The organism is Verrucomicrobiia bacterium (assembly GCA_035765895.1).
GTDB lineage: Bacteria > Verrucomicrobiota > Verrucomicrobiia > Limisphaerales > DSYF01 > DSYF01.
In genome coordinates, this window is sequence record DASTWL010000008.1 from 39,800 (window position 1) to 61,257 (window position 21,458).

Sequence of the window (21,458 nt, forward strand, 5' to 3'; positions counted from 1 at the left end):
TCAGGTTTCGAGTTGCAGGCGCTGGGCCCGGCGGCGCAGGTTGCGCGCCACGCCCGTCCGGCCTTCCTTCTCCGCGAGCAGCGCCATTTGCAGGAGCGACTCGTAGTGGTTCGGGTCCAGATACAGCGCCTTGCGATAAAATTCCCGGGCGGTCGGGCTGCCCTTGGCGTCGTGAATCACGCCGAGCAGGTAGAAGGCCTGCACGGAACCGCCATGCCGTTCGAGGTGCAGGTGGCACAGCCGTTCGGCTTCGGCCAGCTGGCCCGAATCGGCCAGTTCGCGCGCGGAATCCAGACTGGCGGCCGTGGCCGGCGCCGGCCGGGGCGGCGCGGGCACCGGCGGCGCGGCGGGCGCAGGCTTGAAGCCGGCCGGCTTGTGATGGATGCCGTGACGGTCATGCCGCGCGGTCGTCGGGCGCGGCCGTTGGGTCTGGTGTTCGTCCGTCCGGCGGCAGGCGAAGGCCATCGGGAGGTTGACGGTGGTGAAATGGTTTTCCAGTGCGAGCGGCACTTCGGCGGGACCGACGAACAGGGTTCCGCCCGGTGCCAGCAGTTTCTCCAGCCGGGTGAAGGCCTGCCGCTGCGTGGCACGATCAAAATAGATCAGCAGGTTGCGGCAGAAAATGTAGTCAAAGCGCAGGTTGTTCAGCGTGAATGTGTCGCCCAGCAGGTTGGCCTGCTGGAAAATCACGTTGTCGCGGATGTTGGGCTTCACCCGGTAACCGTCGCCTTCGGGGAGGAAATGGCGGTCGCGAAACTTCACATCCTGCCCGCGGAAGGAATTGCGCCCGTAAAGCCCGGCCATGGCCTTTTGCAGCATGCGCTCGCTGAGATCCACGCCGCTCACGGCAAACCGGTGGGGGGCGATGCCTGCGTCGAGCAGGGCCATGACGATGGAATACGGTTCCTCGCCGGATGAGCAGGGCAGGCTGAGGATGTTGACGCGCCCGGTCGGGTGGGCCGGCAGCCAGTCGGTTTGGATCATGCCGGTCAGCGCGCCGAAGGCCTGCCGATCGCGGAAGAACCAGGTTTCCGTAACGACGACCGCCTCCACCAGTTGATTCCACTCCTGCGCGGAGGTGTGCAACAGATGTTCGTATTCCGCCACCGACGCGACGGCCGCGGCCTGCATGCGGAGACGGACAATGCGCTGGAGCGAGGAACTGCCGATGGACTCGGCGTCCAACCCCATGCTTTCCCGCAGGCGTTGTTCAATTCGGTGCATTTGTCGCGGCGGCTGCCGGGGCAAACAACAGCCGTTGCAGTTCCTCAGGCAGCAATTTCTGCTCCTGAATCCACTGAATGACGCCGTGTTCATCCATCAGAATCGGTCCCAGATACGGCACTGAACCGGGCGGCAGCCCGGGCTGGATGAAATCAGACGGTTCCTTGCGCAGCACCGTAGTCGCATGTTCGGCAATGAGCCCCAGCAGCGGGGTTGGTTCGGCGCTGGCGCGGGTGCGCACAATCAGAATGCGCGTGCTCAGGCGTTCGGTGGCCGGCTGGCCGGTGGTCAGTTCTGACAGGTCCAGGGCCGGCACGGCCTGGCCGCGGTAGTTGAAGAGGCCGGCGATGCCGCGCGCGGCCCGCGGAATGGGCTTCAAGCTGACCATCGGAATCACCTCGACCACACGTTGCGCCTCAATGGCGTAACGGTCCGTCCCAATTTGGAACAGCAGGAATAACATGATTCAGCGCCCTCCGTCCGGCGGCGGTGCGGCGACGCCACACACCGGAGACACGCAAGCTGCCGTGTCTCCCGCGAACCCCGTGTCGGGCTGCCTTGGCTCAACCATTCGACCTCTCCGTGCCTTTTAATTTGAAGCGGGCGACGGCATTTTGCAAACCGCGCGCCGCCTCGTTGAGCTGCTCGATGGCGAGATTCGACTGGCGCAACGACTCGGCCGTCAACTGCGCGGCTTCATTTAATTGCGCCAGGGTTTCGCTGATCTGCTGGGCACCGGTGGCCTGCGCGTGCATGCCTTCATTGACAGTGTGGAAGCGCGGCGTCAGGGTCTGCACCTGGTGAATGATCTGGGCCAGATGCGTGCCGACCTGCCGGACTTCCTCCACGCCGCGCCGGACTTCCTCGGAAAACTTGTCCATGCCCATCACGCCCGCGGCCACGGCGGACTGCATTTCCTTCACCATCTTTTCGATGTCGTAGGTTGCGACGGCCGTCTGGTCCGCGAGCCGCCGGATTTCCATGGCCACCACGGCGAAGCCGAGGCCGTATTCGCCGGCCTTTTCGGCCTCGATGGCGGCGTTGAGCGAAAGCAGATTCGTCTGGTCCGCCACCTTGGTGATGGTGGTGACCACGGTGTTGATGTTGGCGGTTTTTTCGCTGAGCACCGCGAGCTTGGACGTGATGGAGCCCGAGGCGTCCATGATCTGCCGCATGGTGGACTCCATTTTGCCAATGGCGTTCTGGCCGGTGCTGGCCAGCTCGGCCGTTTCCTCGGACACGTTGCTCACCTCGTTCATCGTCTTCACCAGCTCCTTGGAGGTGGCGGAGATCTCCTTGGAGGTGGCGCCGATCTCGGCCGTCGTGGCGGCGATTTCGTTGGCGGTGCTTTGCTGTTCCTTGGCCGTGGCGGCGATTTCCGTGGCGGTGCTGTTCACTTGAATGCCCGAGCGCTGCACCTGTCCGACCAGCACGGAGAGCTCATCGGCCAGCTTGTTGAGGCCGTTGCCCACCACGCCGAATTCATCCTGCCGTTGCAGGTCGATGCGCCGGGTGAAGTCGCCGCGCTGCATCTGTTCCAGCGCCCCGACGAGCACCTGCATCGGCGTGGTCACGCTGCGCGACTGAAATCGTGCCAGCACAAAGGCGGCGATGAGGAGCGCCAGGCCGATGCCGATCTGCCAGTTGATGTAATTATGCGACGTGCCCAGCGCTTCGCTGGCCGCGGTCTCGGCGTTGGCGCCGAGTTCAGCCAGCAGTTTGTCCTGCTGCTCCTGCAGGACCGGGAAATTTTTGGCGTAATACGCCGCGGCATTCGTCGGGTCGGTGGCGCAGAGGGCAAGCACCTGCCGGTTGAAGGGCGTGAGGTTCTGTTGGGCGAAGTCACGTGCGCGTTTCAGACCGGCCAGCACCGGCGGGTAAGGCTGATACGCCGCCTGCATTTGATCGAGGGTGGCATTCAGGGCGCGTTCCTGTTCGTGGGTGCGTTTGCCGTCCGTATCGAGATCCCGCTGCAACAGCGCTGCGCGGCTGACATCAACGAGCCCGCGCAGGCCGGCTGCCACCTGTTCCTCCACCCGGCCGAGCGCGGTGCTTTGTTCTTCCGCCCGGGCGGCGGCGCGCTCCATCCAGAGGGCGAAACCGCTGCCCAGCAGCAGCAGGAAAATCAGCAAACCGACCGCGAGGTTGAGTCTTTGCCAGATGGACAAGTTGTTCATGATCGTTTGGAAGCCATCTCCGAGTTGTCGGCCCAATCTGACGTTGCCAGCCCTTGAAAACAAGGAAGTTCTGGGGCCGAAAGACGGCCTTTACGGGGCGGGCACCGCGGACCGCGCCAGCGCCAGTTGCCGGAAATCCGCGCGCAGTTTCGAGCCGAAAACGGCAATTAAGACGATGTCCACCAGAAAGCCCACGCCGCAGACGACGGATGGCAGGACCAGCACGAACAGGATGGTGGCGCCCGCGGCGAGGTGCGGCTTGCGCATGGTCAGGGCCAGCCACATTCCGAGCCAGCCCATCGCAAAGAAGTCGAGCACGCCCTCGAGCATGTAAAACAAGCCCACCACCCCCATCACTCCCAATCCGGGGAGCACGCCATTCAGCGGATCGGCATGCCGCAGCAAAATGTAAAGCGCGGCCAGCAGCGAACTGCCCGCCGCGAGCAGGCACGGCGGCAGGAAAACCCGTTTCAGCATCGCCCATTGCGCCCGGACGAGGTCGGCCGAGCTGACGGGCGCGGCCAGCAACAGTTCAAAGGCGCCCGTCCGCCGGCTTTCGGCAAAGAACCGCGTCGCCTGCACCGCGAAAAGGAGCTTCACGGGGAAGAACAGCATCCGGCCGTAGATCGCCACGATCATCAGTGTTTCCCACGATTGCAGATAGCCTATCGCCACCATGCCCAATGCCCACAACCCGGCAATGACCCACGCCGCGCCGCGGGCGAAGAGCGATTCGCCGATCACCCAGCGCAGCGGCTCGCGACCCAGCAGTTCGCGGCGGCGTTGCACGCGCGTTCCCGCGGCGCGCAGGCCGAGTCGCTCCAGGAGATTGCTCCGGTGCGTGGCCTGCGGACGATCCTGCCACGCACGCGGCAGGCGCCAGCTCGCCAGGCCAATCATCAACCACGCAATGCCGTGCGACACGCCGAGCGCCTGCCAGAACGCGTGCGGTTGCCGCGCGTAACGGGCGGACATCGCGCCCCAGTAGGCGTCCGCCGGACTGAACCCATGCAGCCATGCGGTGACGGCCGTCCCGCCGATCTGGTTGACCACCCTCTGTGCCATGGGCAGCACCACGCAGAGAAATCCCAGGATCGTTCCGGCCAGCAGCATGGCGCGGCCCGCCTGGTGGCTCAACGTGGAGGCCAGCAGGCCGGTGGCGAGCGAAAAGAACAGCAGGTTCAGCAGCGCGAGACTGATGCGCCACAGTTCGCCGCCGGTCACGCCACCGAGCAGCAGGGGCAGGGCGGCCGCTGGAATGATGGCCAGCAGGCCGTAACCCAGGTGGATGAATTGCGAGGCCAGCTTGCCCAGCACCACATCGTAGCCCTGCAAATCGGTCAGGAACAGCAGGCCGAGCGTGCCTTCGCGTTTTTCCTCGCTGATGCAATCCGCGGTGACAAACACGCCGGCCAGCAGGCACAGGGTGAAGGCGTAGCCCGTCATGATGCTGAAGAATGCGGAGCCCTGGCTGGCGCCGCGGGAGAGGAACATCATGAACGGCAGCACCACGCCACTGATCAACATCGCCACCGCCGCGACCACGAGCCGGATGTAGCGGTTGGCGTTGCGCCGCGCGCCTTCGCGGAGCTCCCGTTCAACGATGGGCAGAAACGTCATGGCGGGCGGTTCGAATTGCGGTTCAGGAATCCGTTGGCGTGTTCGTGCCGGAACCAAACAGGCGCTGCCACAACGAGGGCGGCGGCGTGTAGCGCGCGGTGGCCCGCGCCCGGAATTCCATTTCGAGCCGGGACTTGGCGTGCATCCCAAACAGCGCATCCACCGCCAGGCCGATGACCAGCCACGCGATGATGAAAAATCCCTCGGCCACATTCGGGCCCGGTCCCGAGAAACTGGCGATGGCGATGAACATCAGGAAGCCGGCGTAAAGAATCCACGGCAGCGCGAGAATGCGCACGACCGCGGCGGTGTTGGCGCGATTGGCGTTGCGCGCGGTGAGACTTTGCCACAGCCCCACGTAGAACAGCGCCGCCAGGTCGGCCACGAGCATGATCAGGCCGCACAACCAGGTGAGCAACCAGCTGCCTTCGTCGCCGCGCACGTCGCGGCTGGTCAGCCCCACCATGAGGAAAACCACCTCCAGGGAAATCACCGTCACCACCGGCCAGAGGAATTGGCGGCAGAGGGCGAGGAACTGCCCGCGCAAAATGTCCGCCACGTCCAGCGGCGTGGACAACAGCAGTTCGAGGGCGCCGATCCGCCGGTCCTCGGCCAGTTGCGCGCACACTTCGCCGGCAAACCAGCCCTTGAGAATCGTGTTCAGCAGAATCGCGGTGGCGATGTAAGTTGCCGGGTTCGTCCAGTCGTCCTTAAACTTCAGCCAGCCCCAAATCCAGCCGCAGCCCAGCACGCCAATGACCGCCCAGACCAGCGCGGGTTTCAAGCGCGAGCGCGCTGCCAGCCAGAAGAACGCGTTCACATCCAGCAGCCGTTGACGGAAGGCCTTGCGTTCCTTGCTGTCACCGAGCGTCCAGCGCAGCCAGCGGTCGCGCCAGCGCAGGCGGGCGACCGTGGCCGCCTTGTCCTGCCACGAACGCGGCACAATCGCGCACGACAACACCAGAAACAGCCAGGCGAGCCCGTGGGTGAAGGCAAGCGAGTTCAGGAATTCGCCGGCATGTCCGCGGTAAGTGGCGGCAAACGCGAGAAAGAACGCGTAGCCTGGGCTGGGAATCAGCAGCATCTGCGGCGGCTGCTGCCAGTTGTAATAGCCGGCGAGGATGGCGCCCATCAGTGGCAGCAGCCCGGCGAAGCCGAGCACGATGAACATGCACAACCCGGCGGCGTTGCGCGCGGATTTCGTCAATGCGGAGGCGAGCATGCCGGCGGCGAGCGAAAAGAACAGCGTGTTCAGCAGCACCGCGGTGACGCGCCAGAATTCCACCGCGGTCACGCCGCCCATGAGCAGCGGGATGGCCAGCATCGGCAGGATGGCCACCAGCCCGTAAAACGTGTTCAGCGAGCTGGCCACCAGCTTGCCCGCCACCACATCGAAGCCGCGCAGGTCCGTCAGGAACAGCAGGCCCAGCGTGCCGTCGCGCTTCTCCTCGGCCAGACAATCCGCCGTGGCCCGCGCGCCGGCGCCAAGGCAGAACAGTTGGGCAATGATGGTGAGCGCCACGAACATCACCATGCTCAGGGCAGCCGGCGGCTCGCGCCGCCACATCACGTAAATCCAGGTGCCGATGATGATGACGGCCAGCGCAATGCCGGACCGCAGCCAATACGTGCTGCGGCGGCGGGCGGCCACGCGCAATTCGCGGTCAACAATGGGCAGAAACGTCATGGGCAGTTGTGTTGCAGGGCGGGTGGGGGATGGTTTGGGGAGGCGCGGATCCAGTTGAGCAGGCGTTCCCGCCAGCGCCGGTCGCGCGTGCGAAATTCCCGATGCAGCCGTTCACTGGCCCAACCGATGAACAGGACATCTTTCACCACCAGCAGCGGCGGCGCGAGGAACGTCCAAATCTGAAGTCCCAATGCGCTGCCTGAGAGCAATGTGGGCAGCAAACAGAGGACAGCAAAGGGCGCCACGGTGACCAGGGCCACCGCGCCGCCAACGATGGCAAAGGAGCTGTGCAAACGCGTCGCCAGCCACAAACTTGCCATGCCCACCGCCAGAATGCCCAGCACCGTGTCCGCCGTGGCGCAGCCACCCGACAGCAGTTGCATGATTTCGTGGTGCGGGGACGCCTGGATGAACCCCACGATGACCAGAATGGCGCCGCCGAGCACGAGGTAAAGCGGCCCACGGAGCAACCGGACCAGTGCGAGCCGTTGTTCGCGGAGAATGCCGCGCGCGCCGACCGGCGTTACCAGCAACAATTCCAATTCGCCGCTCTGCCGGGCTTCAAACAGGAACCGGCTCGCCACGAAGGCAAACAACCCCTGGCTGGTCAGCGCAAACGCGAGCGCAAAGCCGGCGCCCGCCAGCGCGGAACCATACCGGAGGATGGCAAACACGCTGGCCAGCGAACCAAGAAAGGAAATGCCCGCCGCCAGCCACGCCAGTTTGCGCTGGCCGGGCAGTCGCAACATTGCCCGCGCCACCGGTGCGAAGGCGCGGCGCCGGTTCGCGCGGTTGAGCAGCACCACGCGGGTGGCGCCCACCAGCCGGCGCATCGCCGGCGCCCTGGCCTTCAAGGCCCGCGTCAGATGAATCTTCCGCCAGTTGCGTGCCAGCGCGTGGTGGGCGGCGAGCAGGAACAGGATTGTTTCGAGGAACGTGCTACCCAGCGCGCTCCAATACGTCAGCGGATCGGCCGTGTAGTTTGCGGCCCGGGCGGAAAGGAACGCGCCGATCGGGCTGAAGAAAAACAACGGCACGCGAAGCCACAGGAAGGTCGCTGCGCCCAACACCAGCGGTCCCAGGGTCAGGCCGGTCAGCACGCCCAGCGCGCCGATCATGGCGTGAAATTGACTGTGCGAATGCACGGAAATCAAAAGTCCCACGGCCAGCGCCAGCAACAGCGTGGTCAACAGAACCAGCGCCATGCGCGCCACTTCGCCGCCGGTCACGCCGCCGGCCACCAGCGGAAGCATCAGCAGCGGCGCCAGACCCAGCAGGGCGTAGAAGGCCACCAGCCCGGTCACGACGTATTTGCCGAGCACGACATCCAGCCCCTTCAACGACGTCAGGAACAGCAGCCCCAGCGTTCCCTCCCGGCGTTCGCGGCTGATGCAGTCCGCGGTGAGGAGGGAGGCGCTGAAGGCCAGGACGAGGCCCAGCATGGAAAGCATGTTGAACGAGCCGCGGCCCACCTGCGCAGGACTCACCGCGACCAGCCGGGCGTTGAACCATTGCAGGCACGCCATGACGGCGAAGCCCGCGACGATCGCGCGCAACCACCAGGTGCTCCGGCGAAAAGCCGCCACGCGCAGTTCGCGTCCTACGATGGGGAGCAAGGTCATGCGCAAATTTGTGCGCGAACCGGGCGGTGGCTCAAGCGCTTTCCGTCGCAAATTGCCGGCGCTCCAGCCGGATCCGCAGCCGCACCCAGAGAAAGCAGACAATCACGAGCTGCACCAGGAGGGACCGCAGCGCCAGCGGCACCGCGAGGCCCACCAGCAGCGTCAGCAGCAGCGCCGTGAGAAAATTGCGGCACACCAGCGAAAAGTAGAGGCCCACAACCGGCACCGTGATGAAGCGGACCGCCAGCCGCAGCATCGTCGGAAAATCATCGTCCATCCGGTGCAACGCGGTGGACAGGTAGGTCCAGCCCAGCAGCAGGAACACCATTGCCGGCAGGAACTGGCCCCACAAGCCGCGCAGCCGGCCGAGGATGATTTCCCCTTCGCGCAGCGGACTCACCAGGAGCAGTTCCAACACCCGCGACTCGCGTTCGCGCCGGAAGCTCAACGAGGCGTTGATGGCCATGCTGACTACCAACGTCCAGCCGAGGATGTCATGACAGGTGGCAAAGGAGCGGGTGTAAAAATTCGAGTCTGTGAGGAGCAGGCTGTAGGTCGAGATCATGGCGGCCAGCCAGCCCCACACCACCAGCCGTCCACTCCACGTGCGTTGCTCCAGCCAGCCCACGGGATTGTGCTCCAGCTTGTGTTTCATCCAGCGTCGCAGCAGGCCGAGCATGACCACCGGCGTGCACAGGCGCTGGCGCCACCGGACCAGCCACGGCGGCGGCGGCGTTTCCTGCCAGCGGCCCGCCATCAGTCGCGCCGCCGTCAGGAGCGCGAGGCCCAGCACCAACAAGGCCATCAGCAACGCGCTTCCGCTGGTGAACAAAATGGACCGAAACGTCGCCACCGAAGTCGCGCCGATCACCGGCCCAAAACCGCTGCGATAGTAAAACCCGCTCATGAACAGTGCAGGGTTCAGCCCCGCGGCAACCTGTGCGCCCACCTCCGCCCAGCTTTCCGAATTCCAAAAAGGATTGCCCGGGAGGAACACGGTGAGTGCGCCGCCGAGTCCCACGCAGAACAGGAAGGCCAGGCCGCCGGCGAACAGATACGCCAGAATCAGGGCCCGCACCCACGACCGGCTCAAGGCCGATGCCAGCATGCCGGCCGTGAGCGCCAGCACAATGGCCCCGGCGTTCAACAGCAACGAACTCGCCGCCTGCTGCCAGCTCACACCACCCATCAGCAGCGGCAGAGTGACGATCGGCACGGCCGCCGCCAGCAGCGATGCCGCCCGCAACGCGTGCGTCAGGCCTTTGGCCATCACGATGTCATGCGCCCGCAGCGGGGTGAGAAACAGCAGTCCCAATGTGCCTTCGCGGCGTTCGCGGCTGACACAGTCCGCCGTCAGCAACGGCACCAGCACCCAAATCGCCAATTGCAACGTGCCGTGCAGTGCGGTGAACAACCGGCCGCCGTCCTCGGCGCGCAGCCGGTGTCCCAGCGTCAGGAAAATCGCCGCCCCCAGGACTGCCCCCGCTCCCAGCACGCGCAGCCAGTAGGTGAAATCGTGCCGTGATTCCGCCCGCAGCTCGCGGATCAAAACGGGCAGGGCATTCATGGCTTCAGGCAGGGTAACGACGGTTTGCTCCGGAGCCTAATTCGGAGCCGTCGTCTGACAAGCTTGAATGAGCGGCGGGGGGGCGCCAAATTGCGCGAGTTGCCCAATCACCGCCCGTCTCCGGGTGCGCATCAGGCCACTTGAATGACGTCCTTAGCCGCGCTGGTAGTTGGCCGGGCACCATTGAAAACCGATCGCGCGCAGACGAACCTGTGGCATGAAACCCGGTGAAATCATGATGCCAGAATTGTCCGTTGCGCTCGTCATCCGGGTGAGCGGTGGGGAACACTTTGAAACCGCGCCGTGCACGCACACGGGTGATTTACAAACCGGTTTGCAGGCAGCGGACGCCGACGACCTTGAGCCGTGCCATTGCACGCGCGCTTTCACGCATCCATTCAGCCTGCCGGACGTGAGCCGCTTCGGTGTCCGTCTGCCGCAGTGACACATTGTGCGCGGCTGAACTTGCCGAACCAGGGCGCGGGCTTATGTTGACTCAGGCCGATGTGACTCAGGCGGGAAGCAAAAGCGACCCAGCGGATGCCCGATAGCCACATCGGCCGAGTGCTTTTCCTGGCCGGCCGCTCGCGCCGGTTCATCTGTCGTTGGGCTTTGACGTTCGCTGGTCCGCCAGCCAATCCAACACAGGCTGCACGAGTTCATCGAAGTGATACGGCACGGTTTCGTGGGTTGCCCCGGCAATCGTGAGCAGCGTGCTGCGCGGCGCGGCCCGGGCGAACAAGGCGCACACGTCGGCCGGCGGCGCAATGTCGTCTTCGGCGCCGGCGATGAACAACGCCGCCACGGGGTCGCGCGCCAGCACATCGATCGGATTCAATTCCGCCGGCCCGACTCCGAGAATGCGCGGCAGTTGTTTCAGGCCGGCCCTGGGAAAAATGCGCGGCAGGCACGGTGCATACTCCGCGCAAATGTTCAGCACTGCATTGGACAGCATGGCGTATGGCGCGATGGCGACGACGCGTCCGACCCGCGGGTCCGTGGCCTTCCACCGCAGCGCGAGCGCGGCGCCGTAGGATTCCCCGAGCACCGCCACGGGTGCGGGCGCGGCCGCGTGCCGGGTGAGTTCGTCCAGCAATTCGCGCAAGTCATTGGCTTCCCGCACCCCGAAGAAAATTCGTTCGCCGCTCGAGGCGCCGTGGCCGCGCAAATCCACCAGCACGGTTTGTCACCCATGTTCCGCCAACAGCAGGGCCCACGGCAGCATCGCGAACTGTGCTTCGCCGTAACCATGCAGCAGCACCACCGTGCCGCGCGGCGACCGGCTCCAGGTGTTCGCCGCCCCGGGAACCTCGGCGTCGAAATTGTATTGCGCCCGCTCATGCCGGGCAGCGGTCCAGTTGCTGCTGGTGACCGTCAGCCGGTAATCGGCCGGCGGGACAATGCGGTATTGCAGGCGTGCGGGCGGTGGACCGACTTCGATTTCCTGCGGTGGGAAATGGGTCAGCAATTTGTCGTCAAAAGCGAGAAAGACGCGGGCTTGCGGAGCCAGCCACGACGGATAGGTGTTCGGGGCCTGCACCATGCGCCGGGCGACATAGCCGCCGCAGCCGGTGGCGGTCAGCGCGACGCCCAGCGTGGCCAGCCCGCGCAACATCCAACTGCGCCGCGGCGGAAGCAAACGAAGGAGACGGCGGATGGCGGCGATGATTGGAAACTTCGCGAAGCGGCAACCTTGAGCCATGGTGCCGCGAAGCTAGTCGCGTTGCGCTTCCCGGGCAAGCGGGTCGCGCAATGGCGGTCGTTGCCGTTCAGTTCAAACCGGAGCGGGGGATTCCCATCGATGCAACGCGCGGGTGTAATCGCGGCACAGACGTTCCCACCGGTGGCGGTCCCGCGGATGTATTTTGCGCCCGCACAGGCTCAGAAACGAACTGATCCAGTGACTCTCGGCCAGCACGCGCAGCCGCTGACGACGGCGTGTGGCCATTTCCGGACGTGAAGACGGTGACGGCGAAGCCGGAGACGAAGATCGATTGGCATGCATTGCTCTGTATTTGCGGCGCGGCCCGCCGGCGGGCGAACCCTTGCCTGCAAAATTGAAAAGCAGTTCTCAGTCCAACCACGGCCGCGTGCCCGGAGCCACATTTTGTTCGCACCGCTGGCAAAATTCGGGTGGCCGCGATTTTGAAGGGAGAATTACGACGTTCAGATGCGATGGGGTTGATGCCAGATGGAAGAAGCCGCGCGAGACGCGGCTGGGTCGAACACGGTCTGGCCGGGGGCAGGGAACGGGCGCATCTCAGTGTGTTGCACAGTCGCTCCCCCCGGCAATTTCATTGGCACCCGGCTTCAGCCGGGTGGATTCATGGACGACGGCGGAAAAACAGTTTCAACCACTTATGCCAGGCTGAAGCCAGATGCCAATGGGAGCGTGCGCGAAACGGAGATGCGCCGCAGGGAGCCGAGCGAGGATCGGTGACTCGCGGTGGTATTGCCTGCTCCCAAGTCTGCGATGCCTCGGCCGCGCCCGTTATTGCCGACGGCGGCGGCTTCACCGCGCCGCGGTTCATTCGCCGTTTCACGCGTCCAGCCTGTGCAAAATGTCGCTGATCAGCACCGCCCCCGGGTTGGCCAAAACGGCAGCCACGGGGCAGGGTCGCCCCAACCTCTTGTTGCAGTGGTGGAAAGAGTGGAGCCAATGGTCGGGATTGAACCGACGACCTACGGTTTACGAAACCGTTGCTCTACCACTGAGCTACATTGGCTTCAGCACTGTCGGAGCCGGTGTGGATGAACCCGCCCCATGCCGACCCGAGCGGGACGGCGCCCGTAGGTAACCCGACTTCACCTTGTCTCGTCAAGTTGAACATTCCGGCCATGGCGTGTGCGCGGCTGGAGTCAACCGGCCTGGCGCCGGTCCGCGTTCTCAGCGGCCGGCTTTCAGCTTGCGATAGCGACGGATGAGATTGTTGGTGGAGCTGTCGTGTTGCAGCGGCGGCGTGGTTTTGCTTTCGAGTTCGGGCACGATGCGTTGCGCCAGGGCCTTGCCCAGTTCCACGCCCCATTGGTCGAACGGATTGACGTTCCAGATGGCGCCTTGGGTGAACACGATGTGTTCGTAAAGCGCCACCAGCGCGCCGAGGATTTCCGGCGTGAGCCGGTCGGCAAGAATCAAGTTCGATGGGCGATTGCCTTCGAACACACGATGCGGCACCAGCCAGGCCGGCGTGCCTTCGGCTTTGACTTCGGCGGTGGTTTTCCCGAACGCCAGCGCTTCGGCCTGCGCCAGGACATTGGCCAGCAGGAGATCGTGATGGCGCCCGAGCGGCGTGAGCGCCTTCGCAAAGGCGATGAAGTCGCACGGAATGAGCCGCGTGCCCTGATGAATCAACTGGTAGAACGAGTGCTGGCCGTTTGTGCCGGGCTCGCCCCAGTAAACCGGGCCGGTTTGGTAATTCACCTGGCGCCCGGCCAGCGTGATGGATTTGCCGTTGCTCTCCATCGTCAACTGCTGGAGATACGCGGGGAAACGTTTCAGATAGTTTTCGTAAGGCAGCACTGCGATGGTTTCGGCGCCCAGAAAATTCGTGTTCCAGAGGCTCAGCAGGGCCATCAGCACGGGGAGATTGCGTTCCAGCGGAGCCGTGCGGAAATGCTCGTCCATGGCGTGAAAGCCCTTCAGCAGCGCGCGAAAATCCTCCGGTCCGATGGCCAGCATCGTGGACAGACCAATCGCCGAATCCATCGAGTAACGTCCGCCCACCCAGTCCCAAAAGCCGAACATGTTGGCAGTGTCGATGCCGAAGGCGGAGACTTTTTCCGCGTTGGTGGAAACGGCGACAAAGTGCCTGGCCACGGCTTTTTTATTGCCGCCCAGCCCCTTCAACAACCAGTCACGCGCACTGCCGGCATTGGTCATCGTCTCCTGCGTGGTGAATGTTTTGGAGGAAACGATGAACAGCGTTTCGGCCGGATCCAGATCGCGCGTGGCCTCGACGAAATCGATGCCGTCCACGTTGGAAACGAAGCGGAACACGAGCCGGCGGTCGCTGTAATGTTTGAGCGCTTCATACGCCATGACGGGGCCGAGGTCCGAGCCGCCAATGCCGATGTTCACGAGATTGCGAATGCGCTTGCCCGTGTGTCCCTTCCACGCGCCGCTGCGAACGCGCCGGGCGAAGGCGGCCATCTTGTCGAGCACGGCGTGGACCTCCGGCACGACGTTCCGCCCGTCCACGAAAATTTTTGCCGTTTTCGGCGCGCGCAACGCGACATGCAGGACGGCGCGGTTTTCGGTGACATTGATTTTATCGCCGCGGAACATGGCGCGCAGTTTGCCGCTTAAATCCGATTCTTTGGCGAGGCGCAGAAGCAATTTGATCGTTTCGCTGGTGACGCGATTTTTGGAGTAGTCGAGAAACAAGCCGGCGGCTTCGGCGGTCAGACGTTCGCCCCGTTGCGGGTCGCGGGCGAACAGTTCACGCAAGTGCACACGACGCATTTGCGCCTGATGTTTCGTCAGGGCTTTCCAGGCGGGGCGCTGGGTCAACGAGGGCTGGGTCTTTTTCATATACCAAACTTGTCGCTCACGAATACCGAACCCTGCCCGGACAGTCCACCTTGTTATGGCGCGCCCGGCCGCGACAAGGGATGTTGTGTGCGGTCGAGCGCGGGCAGACGGCGAAATTTCGACGCACAATTCTGGTCGATTTGCCGGCCGGATGGACTAGGTTCGGGCATGATTTTGGTGACCGCGAATCAGGCCAGGCAACTGCTGTTCCTTGGTTACATCGGGACGGTGACGCGGGAGGAATTGCGCCAATGCCGCGCTGATCTCGAAGCCGAACTGGCCCACCTGAAGCCGGGCTTCCAACTATTGGTGGATCTCACGCACCTCGCCGCCATGAGCACTGCGTGCACGGACGAAATCGGGCGCAACATGGAGATGCTGGACCGGTGCGGCGTCGGGCTGGTGGTGCGGGTGATTCCCGATCCCTACAAGGACATTGGGATGAACATCCTCACGCTTTTTCATTATCCGCACCACCCGCGCGTGATCACCTGCGACAGCATGGCGGAGGGCGCGCGGGCGGTCTGGCTTTGAACCGGTGCGCGGCACGGATTTCTTCGCGGCCTGCCGGGCGCGGCATGAAGTGATTGCAGTTTGACGTGCCGTGGTTTTGACTGGGCCCATGTCGTCAACACGCTCCACCCTCGACACCACCTTCATTCCGGCTGCCGACCCGTCTTCGCGGGCCTTGTGGATCATGCTGCATGGGCTGGGTGACAGCGTGGACGGTTACCGCTGGATGCCGGGGGTCTTTGAACTGCCGTGGATGAATTACCTGCTCGTCAACGCGCCGGACCATTACTTCAGCGGCTTTTCCTGGTTCGATTTTGAAGGCAATCTCGTGCCGGGCGTCGAGCGCAGCCGGGGGCTGCTCTTCAAAATGCTGGATGCGCAACGCGATGCGGGCTTCCCCAGCGGACAAACCATCCTTGGCGGCTTTTCGCAGGGCTGCCTGATGTCCATCGATGTTGCCTGCCGCTATCCGCAACGGCTCGCCGGTGTCGTGGGCATCAGCGGCTTTGTGTGCGAACCCGAAAAGCTCGTGCAGGAATTGTCGCCCGTCGCCCGCGAACAGAAGTTGCTGGTTACCCACGGCACGCACGATTCATTGCTGCCCATTGACGATGTGCGTGGCCAGGTTCAGACGCTCCAGGGTGCCGGGCTGAATATTCAATGGCACGAGCTGGCCAAGGAACACACCATCGCCGGCTCGGTCGAAATCAATCTGATTCGCGATTTTGTGGTGGGCTGCTTCGGGCGCTAGAAAAAGCGCCTCCATGCCCGGGCCGGCACGTCTTCGTCCGGTGCCTACTGGGCGAACCAGATTTGCTGCGGCCGGGCCAGCGGTTTGGGCGTCCACACCAGGGCGCCATCCACGGCGGCGCGCATCCGGGCGAACCACCACGCGGCCCGCTCGGCGCGGTTTGGCGTCCGGCCGGGCAGGGTCGTCCGGCGGGCGCCGTTCAATCCGAGTTCGAGCTGTTCGGTGGCAATGCGGTTGTTGTTCATAACGCCACCAGTCTCGCTGAAGGGGTGGGACATTCACGGACCCAGCGAATAACTTTTCGGGAGTATGTATTTAACGCAAACGAGCCGCCACGTTGGCATTGTGGATCGTTTGGATAGTTCAAATGCTCGAAGATTTCGGATAACAACCTTCGGGGGCTGCGGCCTGAGGTGCTAATTTGCGTTATCTACATACTCCCGGAAAATTCGAAACGGTGCCGGCCCGGCCGGTCCGGATCCAACGGGCGCCGCGTTCCGGCCGCGAAAATCACTCATCCGAGATGCGGCGGCGAAAGGCCTTTTTCGTGGCGTGCTGGCGTTTGGTTTCCACGTTGCGGGCGCGCGCGGCGAGACTGGGGCGACGTTTCTGGCGGCGCAGTTTTTCGCGTTCGGCCTGCCGGGCTGCGGCGGCAGCCTGGCGGCGTCCGGCGATTTTATCGAGCAGCAGCTTGCGGGCGATGAAGCGGTTGAGCCCCTGCTGGCGCGTGTCCTGACATTTGACCTGAATGCCGGTCGGGCGGTGGAGCAGCATGACGCACGTGGCCACCTTGTTCACGTTCTGGCCACCGTGGCCGCCGGAGCGGACGAAGGATTCCTCGAGGTCCGTTTCGTGCACGCCCAGCGCGGCCATGCGTTGCGCAAGCTGGCCTTCCTTTTCGAGGCTGACGGGGAATGCGCCCATAGTGACTAGGTGCCGCATTGCGCGCGGTGGCGCAAGGCGTGATCCACCAGCACGAGCGCGGTCATGGCCTCGACCATGACCACGGCGCGCGGCAGCACACACGGATCGTGCCGGCCGCGGCCTTTGAGGGTGGTATTTTGGCCGGACACATCCACCGTGTCCTGCTCATGCATTACGGTGGCCACGGGCTTGAACGCGGTGCGGAAGTAAATTGTTTCGCCGTTGGAAATGCCGCCCTGCACGCCGCCCGAACGATTGCTCATGGTGCGCACGTGGCCGCCGACGTTGCGGAATGGGTCGTTGTGTTCGCGCCCGGTGAGCAGCGTGCTGCCAAAGCCCGAGCCAATCTCGAAGCCTTTGGTGGCCGGCAGGCTCAGCATGGCTTTCGCGAGGTCCGCTTCGAGGCGGTCGAACACGGGTTCCCCCCAGCCGGCGGGCACCTTGCGGGCCACGCACTCAACGACGCCGCCCACGGTATTGCCCTCGTTCCGCATCGTTTCGATCAGCGCAATCATCCGTTCCGCCACGGCGGCGTCCGGGCAGCGCACGATGTTCGACTCGACCTGGGCGAACGTGACGTGTTCGCGATCGATGGCGGCAGCGATGTCCTTCACCGATTGCACGTAGGCGAGGATCTCGATGCCGAAGTGCTGGTGGAGAATTTTTTTTGCAATTGCGCCGGCGGCGACGCGGCCGATGGTTTCGCGGGCGCTGGTGCGGCCGCCGCCCGGCCAGGCGCGGATGCCGAACTTGGCCTGATACGTGTAATCCGCGTGTGACGGCCGGAACTTGGTCGCCATTTCGTTGTAAGCCTCGGAACGCTGGTCCTCGTTTTTCACCAGCAGGCTGATGGGCGTGCCGAGTGTTTGCCCTTCGAATGTGCCGGACAGGATGGTGACGGTGTCGGTTTCCTTGCGAGGGGTGACGATTTTGGATTGCCCCGGCCGGCGCCGGTCGAGGTCTGGCTGGATATCCGCCTCCGTGAGCGGCAGTCGGGGCGGGCAGCCGTCCACAACCACGCCCACGCCGCCGCCGTGCGATTCGCCCCAGGTGGTGACGCGGAAAAGCTGGCCAAAGGTGTTTCCCATGCCGCAAGGGTGCGGAAAAATTGCGGGCCGGTCAACCGACGGCATTGCCCGGCTCCGGGGCGGTGGGACGCCAGCCTTGCGCGCCGTCCGATTCGCCGGACACTGTGGGCATGGACATCAAGAACTTGAACGACGTTCCCGCCTTCATCACCAGGGACGGTTCAGAAATCCGGGAGTTGCTGGCCCATCGAAATTCCGTCATCCGTCACCAGAGCCTGGCCGAAGCCCGGCTGCCCGTAGGTGGCAGCACGCAGGAACATTATCATCCCCGCGCCGAGGAAATTTACTTTATCACGAGTGGCACGGGGCGCCTGCGGATGGAAGGCGAGGAACGCGACGTGCGGGTGGGTGATGCGATCGCCATCCCGCCTGGCCGGCGGCACAAGTTGTGGAACACCGGGAGCGAAACCTTGCGCCTGCTTTGCTGCTGCGCCCCGGCTTACGAGCATGACGACACGGTCATCACGGAGCCGGCCAGGCAAGGGTGAGCCATGGTTTGGCCAAAAGTGGATTGACCTGCGCGCGGCGAGGGGCTTTGCTCCCGTCATGCGTTTGACGATTCAACTCCTTGCGGTGGCGGCACTGGCGGCGGTTTCTGGTTGCGCCAGCAAAGCGCCAAAGTTTGCTGACGGGCCGGGGACCGGTCCATCCGCGGCCGGTAACGCTCCCATCGTCAAGCCTTCGGACATGCTGGCCGGCAAGGTGATTGCCTTCAACGTCGTGGGGCGCTTTGCCGTGTTGAATTTCCCCGTGACGCGCATGCCGGCCGTGGGGCAGAAGCTGTTTGTTTACCGCGACGGCTTGAAAGTGGGCGCCGTCAAAATCACCGGCCCGCAAAAGGATGACAACATTGTCGCGGATCTTGCGGACGGCGAAGCCAAACCCGGGGATGAGGTGCGTGACCGGTGATGTCGCTGCGGGCGCGCCAGCCGGAGCGGCTGGTCAATCTTCCTCGCCGCGTTCCTTCAGCGGTTTGACCGTTTTGGGCAGGGCTTGTTTCTGGTAGGGGGAATGCAGGTTGAAATAAATCCCGCACAGCGGCCGCGGGGAATCACTCTGGCTCAAAATCACCGTCACTTGACCATCCAGCGCGATGCCGTGCCGCATGCCCTCGCCGCGGGTTTCATACGCGCGAATGGCCTTTTTCATCAGGGAGCGCAATGACTCCTCGAATTCGCCCGACGACTTCTCGAGGCAGACGATGAACTTGTCGTAAGCCTTGAGCGCGGCGGCCATTTCGGTTTGAAACTGGTCAACGGTCACGGGCACACCATACGTTCAACCGGCGGAAGGGCCAAGCGAAAGGAGCAGGGCGCTTCCGGCCGGGATTAAAAATTCGGGTTCCGCGCGAAGGCGTGTTCCGCCACCGGCCGCCCGCCGATGAGATGCTCCTGGATGATGCGCTCCAGCACGGCCGGCGTGCAGGTGTGATACCAGATTCCCTCGGGATAAACGACCGCGATCGGTCCCTGGGTGCAGACGCGCAGGCAACTGGCCTTGCTCCGAAAGACCAGCGGTTCGGGGCCGTCGAGCTGGAGCTCCTTCAGCCGCGCCTTGAGGAAATTCCACGAGGTCAACGTCTGCTCGCGCGGCGCGCATTTGGGCTCCGCGGCATCCGTGCAGAGGAAAATGTGCCGGCGATATTTTTCGATTCCGAGCGCGGCGACAGCTCCGTTCAATTGTTCGTTTGCGGCCATGAACAGCCCCGTCATGGTTTCAGCGTCCCGGGCGAACGCCAACTCGAAAATCATCAATGATGCCGCGTGAGAATCAACCCCACGACGCCGCCCACGGCGAGGATGGACCCGACGGCGGCGCGCGGGCGGACGCGTTCGCCCTCAAAAACCCGCGCCATGGGAATAACGAGGATGGGCGTGGTGGCCACGATCACCAGCACCTGCGCCGCGGGAATGCGCGCCAGCGCCCATTGCATGCAACTGACGCCGAGGGTTTGCCCGGCCAGACTGTTGCCGATGATCCAGCCCCAGGCCCGGCGGCGTTCGGGAGTGGCCATCGCCAACAGTGGCCCCGCCGTTGTGGAGCGGTTCCTGGACTGGCGCAGCCGCAGCGCCAGGTAGAACAGCAGCGAAACCCCCAGGCCGCCCAACATGCGTTGAAAACCGGCTGTCAGGCCATCCAGGTTGGTTTGGTGGGCGTGCAGGATTTCATAAGCCTTGCGGCTGATCACCGCGCCGGCCGCGGTTGCCGCGGCGCCAAAGGCGGCCAGGGCCATTCCCGGCCCGAGCGTGCGCGCGTGCGACCGCACTTCGTCGAGCGTGCCCAGCGCGGTGACCACGCCGGCCAGGATGGTGATGCTTAACACGCCCTGGAGCAGGGAGAACGTCGTGCCGAGCCACAGCCATTCAATCAAGGCGGCGAACACGGCCATCAGGCATTGAACGCATAGCGAGGCGATGCGCGGTCCCAGCATCGGCAGGGCATGGTAAATGGCAAAGTCGCCGAGCCCGACCCCGATGGCCCCGCTCAGGGCGAACCAGCCGACCACCCCGCCGCTCAACCCGGCGCCAAACGTGAAGGCAAACAGGCTGAGAAATACGGTGGCCAGAATGACGCGCCAGAAGTTGGCCTCCAGCGAGCCGGCCAGCTTCGCGGCGCGGTGGCCGAAGATGACCGAGGTGGCAAACAGCGCGGCGGTGAGGACGGCGAAGATCATTCAGGTCAGCGTGCGCACCGTCTCCACCCGCACAATGAGCCATTGGCCGTCGCTCTTGCGGAAGTAAAACTTCAATTCCTGCACGAAGAAATCACGATCGCCGGCCAGGCGAGCCTCCCCGGTCAAATCGACCGTGGCCGACGTCCGGTCGGGCGCGAGTTGAATGTTCAGATCCACGAATTTGACCTGCAGCCCGGGCAACGTCGTGCGGGCACCGAGCGCCGCCTGGGTCAATTCATCGCGGCCGCTGAAGGTCTGGCGCGGGTGCCCGGGCGTGTCCACGCTGATTTCCACCCCGGGCGCAAAGTAACCGCCCAGTTGCTGCACGTTGGCGATGCGCGCCAGCTGGCCTTCCTGCGATGTGAAGGAGACCAGCGCGGCCACCTTGGTGAGATGTTTGCGAATGATGGTTTCCGGACCCGGGAAGAGCACGGTCCACAGCCACACGCCGAGGCCGATGAACGCCGCCAATAGGACCAGCCGCAAGGTCAGTTTCATAACATGATTTTCCCGAGAATGCGCTCCCGTTTGGCAATCCCAAACGTGTGATCCTGCATCGGCATGGAGCGGTTGTCGCCCACCACGAAATATTCATCCGCGCCAAGCGTGACCGGTGCCCGCTCCCAGTCCGAAACCAGCTTCAAATACGGTTCGTCAAGCGGTGTGCCGTTCACCACGATGCGGCCGCGCTGGAACGCGATGGTTTCGCCCGGCAGGCCAACCACGCGTTTCAGCAGCATCACGCTTTTCCCGGCGAACCGGATGCCGACCACGTCCCCGCGTAGCGGCTCGTGCCGCCAGTAGGCGAGCCGGTTCAGAAAGTTGACACTGTGATTGTGATATGTCGGCTCCATGCTGCCGCCCTGCACGCGGATGGGCAGAACGCAGCCCTTGAAGACCAGAATCGTCACGGCCGCCAGCACGAGGCCGCGAACCAACGTGACGCGCGGGTTGCGGCCAATGGTCAGGCGGCGCAACCAGCCAATGGTTTGCTGGGATGGGGAACTCACCGAGCGCTGTGTGGTTAAATACCGTTACCCGCTGAGAGTTGCGCCCCGGATGCATTGACTCAAGCCCCGA

General features: G+C 64.2%; 23 protein-coding genes and 1 tRNA gene. 5 read left to right on the forward strand and 19 right to left on the reverse strand.

What is annotated here, in order from left to right; translation table 11 throughout:
- The 7 genes from VFV96_01435 to VFV96_01465 form a co-directional block, all read right to left on the reverse strand.
- Nucleotides 1–1,224 carry a CheR family methyltransferase gene (locus tag VFV96_01435; protein ID HEU5069056.1) on the reverse strand — a complete coding sequence of 408 codons (1,224 nt, stop codon included), beginning with the start codon at nt 1,222–1,224 and terminating at the stop codon, nt 1–3.
- A complete protein-coding gene (locus tag VFV96_01440) occupies nt 1,211–1,687 on the reverse strand; it encodes a chemotaxis protein CheW (GenBank protein HEU5069057.1) in 477 nt (158 codons plus the stop codon). Before VFV96_01440 ends, VFV96_01435 begins: the two co-directional genes overlap by 14 nt.
- Nucleotides 1,688–1,787: 100 nt before the next feature.
- Nucleotides 1,788–3,401, reverse strand: a complete 1,614-nt coding sequence (locus VFV96_01445) for a methyl-accepting chemotaxis protein (protein HEU5069058.1) — start codon at nt 3,399–3,401, stop codon at nt 1,788–1,790.
- Between the two features lie 90 nt (nt 3,402–3,491).
- On the reverse strand, nt 3,492–5,021 hold the full coding sequence (locus tag VFV96_01450) for a hypothetical protein (protein HEU5069059.1): 1,530 nt from the start codon (nt 5,019–5,021) through the stop codon (nt 3,492–3,494).
- A 22-nt stretch (nt 5,022–5,043) separates the two neighbouring features.
- Nucleotides 5,044–6,708, reverse strand: coding sequence for an ABC transporter permease subunit (locus VFV96_01455; GenBank protein ID HEU5069060.1), 1,665 nt, complete (start codon nt 6,706–6,708; stop codon nt 5,044–5,046).
- Nucleotides 6,705–8,330 (reverse strand): ABC transporter permease subunit, encoded by a 1,626-nt coding sequence (locus VFV96_01460; GenBank protein HEU5069061.1) that lies wholly within the window; start codon nt 8,328–8,330, stop codon nt 6,705–6,707. Before VFV96_01460 ends, VFV96_01455 begins: the two co-directional genes overlap by 4 nt.
- Before the next feature lie 31 nt (nt 8,331–8,361).
- Nucleotides 8,362–9,897, reverse strand: coding sequence for a hypothetical protein (locus VFV96_01465; protein HEU5069062.1), 1,536 nt, complete (start codon nt 9,895–9,897; stop codon nt 8,362–8,364).
- A gap of 235 nt (nt 9,898–10,132) precedes the next feature.
- On the opposite strand from VFV96_01465, the gene VFV96_01470 reads away from it, so the two are divergent.
- Nucleotides 10,133–10,342: a hypothetical protein gene (locus VFV96_01470; protein HEU5069063.1), complete on the forward strand. Its 210-nt coding sequence runs from the start codon at nt 10,133–10,135 to the stop codon at nt 10,340–10,342.
- 150 nt (nt 10,343–10,492) lie between these two features.
- Here the strand turns inward: VFV96_01470 and VFV96_01475 are convergent, their stop codons facing one another.
- From VFV96_01475 to pgi, 4 genes are all read right to left on the reverse strand, one after another.
- Nucleotides 10,493–11,077, reverse strand: a complete 585-nt coding sequence (locus tag VFV96_01475) for an alpha/beta fold hydrolase (protein HEU5069064.1) — start codon at nt 11,075–11,077, stop codon at nt 10,493–10,495.
- 6 nt (nt 11,078–11,083) lie between these two features.
- Nucleotides 11,084–11,599, reverse strand: coding sequence for a hypothetical protein (locus tag VFV96_01480; GenBank protein ID HEU5069065.1), 516 nt, complete (start codon nt 11,597–11,599; stop codon nt 11,084–11,086).
- Between the two features lie 949 nt (nt 11,600–12,548).
- A tRNA-Thr gene (locus tag VFV96_01485) sits at nt 12,549–12,623 on the reverse strand.
- A gap of 161 nt (nt 12,624–12,784) precedes the next feature.
- Nucleotides 12,785–14,428, reverse strand: a complete 1,644-nt coding sequence (gene pgi, locus VFV96_01490) for a glucose-6-phosphate isomerase (GenBank protein HEU5069066.1) — start codon at nt 14,426–14,428, stop codon at nt 12,785–12,787.
- A gap of 168 nt (nt 14,429–14,596) precedes the next feature.
- On the opposite strand from pgi, the gene VFV96_01495 reads away from it, so the two are divergent.
- Together VFV96_01495 and VFV96_01500 are read left to right on the forward strand one after the other, a co-directional pair.
- Nucleotides 14,597–14,962: a hypothetical protein gene (locus tag VFV96_01495; protein ID HEU5069067.1), complete on the forward strand. Its 366-nt coding sequence runs from the start codon at nt 14,597–14,599 to the stop codon at nt 14,960–14,962.
- An 88-nt stretch (nt 14,963–15,050) separates the two neighbouring features.
- Nucleotides 15,051–15,692: a hypothetical protein gene (locus tag VFV96_01500; GenBank protein ID HEU5069068.1), complete on the forward strand. Its 642-nt coding sequence runs from the start codon at nt 15,051–15,053 to the stop codon at nt 15,690–15,692.
- Between the two features lie 44 nt (nt 15,693–15,736).
- Here the strand turns inward: VFV96_01500 and VFV96_01505 are convergent, their stop codons facing one another.
- From VFV96_01505 to aroC, 3 genes are all read right to left on the reverse strand, one after another.
- Nucleotides 15,737–15,937, reverse strand: a complete 201-nt coding sequence (locus VFV96_01505) for a hypothetical protein (protein HEU5069069.1) — start codon at nt 15,935–15,937, stop codon at nt 15,737–15,739.
- Between the two features lie 265 nt (nt 15,938–16,202).
- Complete coding sequence (locus tag VFV96_01510; protein ID HEU5069070.1) at nt 16,203–16,616, reverse strand: peptide chain release factor-like protein; 414 nt, start codon at nt 16,614–16,616, stop codon at nt 16,203–16,205.
- Between the two features lie 5 nt (nt 16,617–16,621).
- On the reverse strand, nt 16,622–17,704 hold the full coding sequence (gene aroC / locus VFV96_01515) for a chorismate synthase (GenBank protein ID HEU5069071.1): 1,083 nt from the start codon (nt 17,702–17,704) through the stop codon (nt 16,622–16,624).
- 110 nt (nt 17,705–17,814) lie between these two features.
- Between aroC and VFV96_01520 the strand changes: the two genes are divergently transcribed.
- Nucleotides 17,815–18,192 (forward strand): cupin domain-containing protein, encoded by a 378-nt coding sequence (locus VFV96_01520; protein HEU5069072.1) that lies wholly within the window; start codon nt 17,815–17,817, stop codon nt 18,190–18,192.
- A gap of 199 nt (nt 18,193–18,391) precedes the next feature.
- On the forward strand, nt 18,392–18,613 hold the full coding sequence (locus VFV96_01525) for a hypothetical protein (protein HEU5069073.1): 222 nt from the start codon (nt 18,392–18,394) through the stop codon (nt 18,611–18,613).
- Between the two features lie 33 nt (nt 18,614–18,646).
- On the opposite strand, the gene VFV96_01530 is transcribed toward VFV96_01525, so the two are convergent.
- From VFV96_01530 to lepB, 5 genes are read right to left on the reverse strand one after another with little or no spacing between them, the layout of a single operon-like run.
- The gene (locus VFV96_01530) at nt 18,647–18,973 is read right to left on the reverse strand and encodes a hypothetical protein (GenBank protein HEU5069074.1); all 327 of its coding nucleotides are present in this window, start codon (nt 18,971–18,973) and stop codon (nt 18,647–18,649) included.
- 59 nt (nt 18,974–19,032) lie between these two features.
- A complete protein-coding gene (locus VFV96_01535; protein HEU5069075.1) occupies nt 19,033–19,401 on the reverse strand; it encodes a (2Fe-2S) ferredoxin domain-containing protein in 369 nt (122 codons plus the stop codon).
- A gap of 53 nt (nt 19,402–19,454) precedes the next feature.
- Nucleotides 19,455–20,378: a DMT family transporter gene (locus VFV96_01540; protein HEU5069076.1), complete on the reverse strand. Its 924-nt coding sequence runs from the start codon at nt 20,376–20,378 to the stop codon at nt 19,455–19,457.
- Entirely contained in the window at nt 20,379–20,876 is a 498-nt protein-coding gene (locus VFV96_01545) for a hypothetical protein (GenBank protein HEU5069077.1), read from the reverse strand.
- The gene (gene lepB / locus VFV96_01550; GenBank protein ID HEU5069078.1) at nt 20,873–21,388 is read right to left on the reverse strand and encodes a signal peptidase I; all 516 of its coding nucleotides are present in this window, start codon (nt 21,386–21,388) and stop codon (nt 20,873–20,875) included. The genes VFV96_01545 and lepB overlap by 4 nt, the downstream gene beginning before the upstream one ends.
- Between the last annotated feature and the right edge of the window lie 70 nt (nt 21,389–21,458).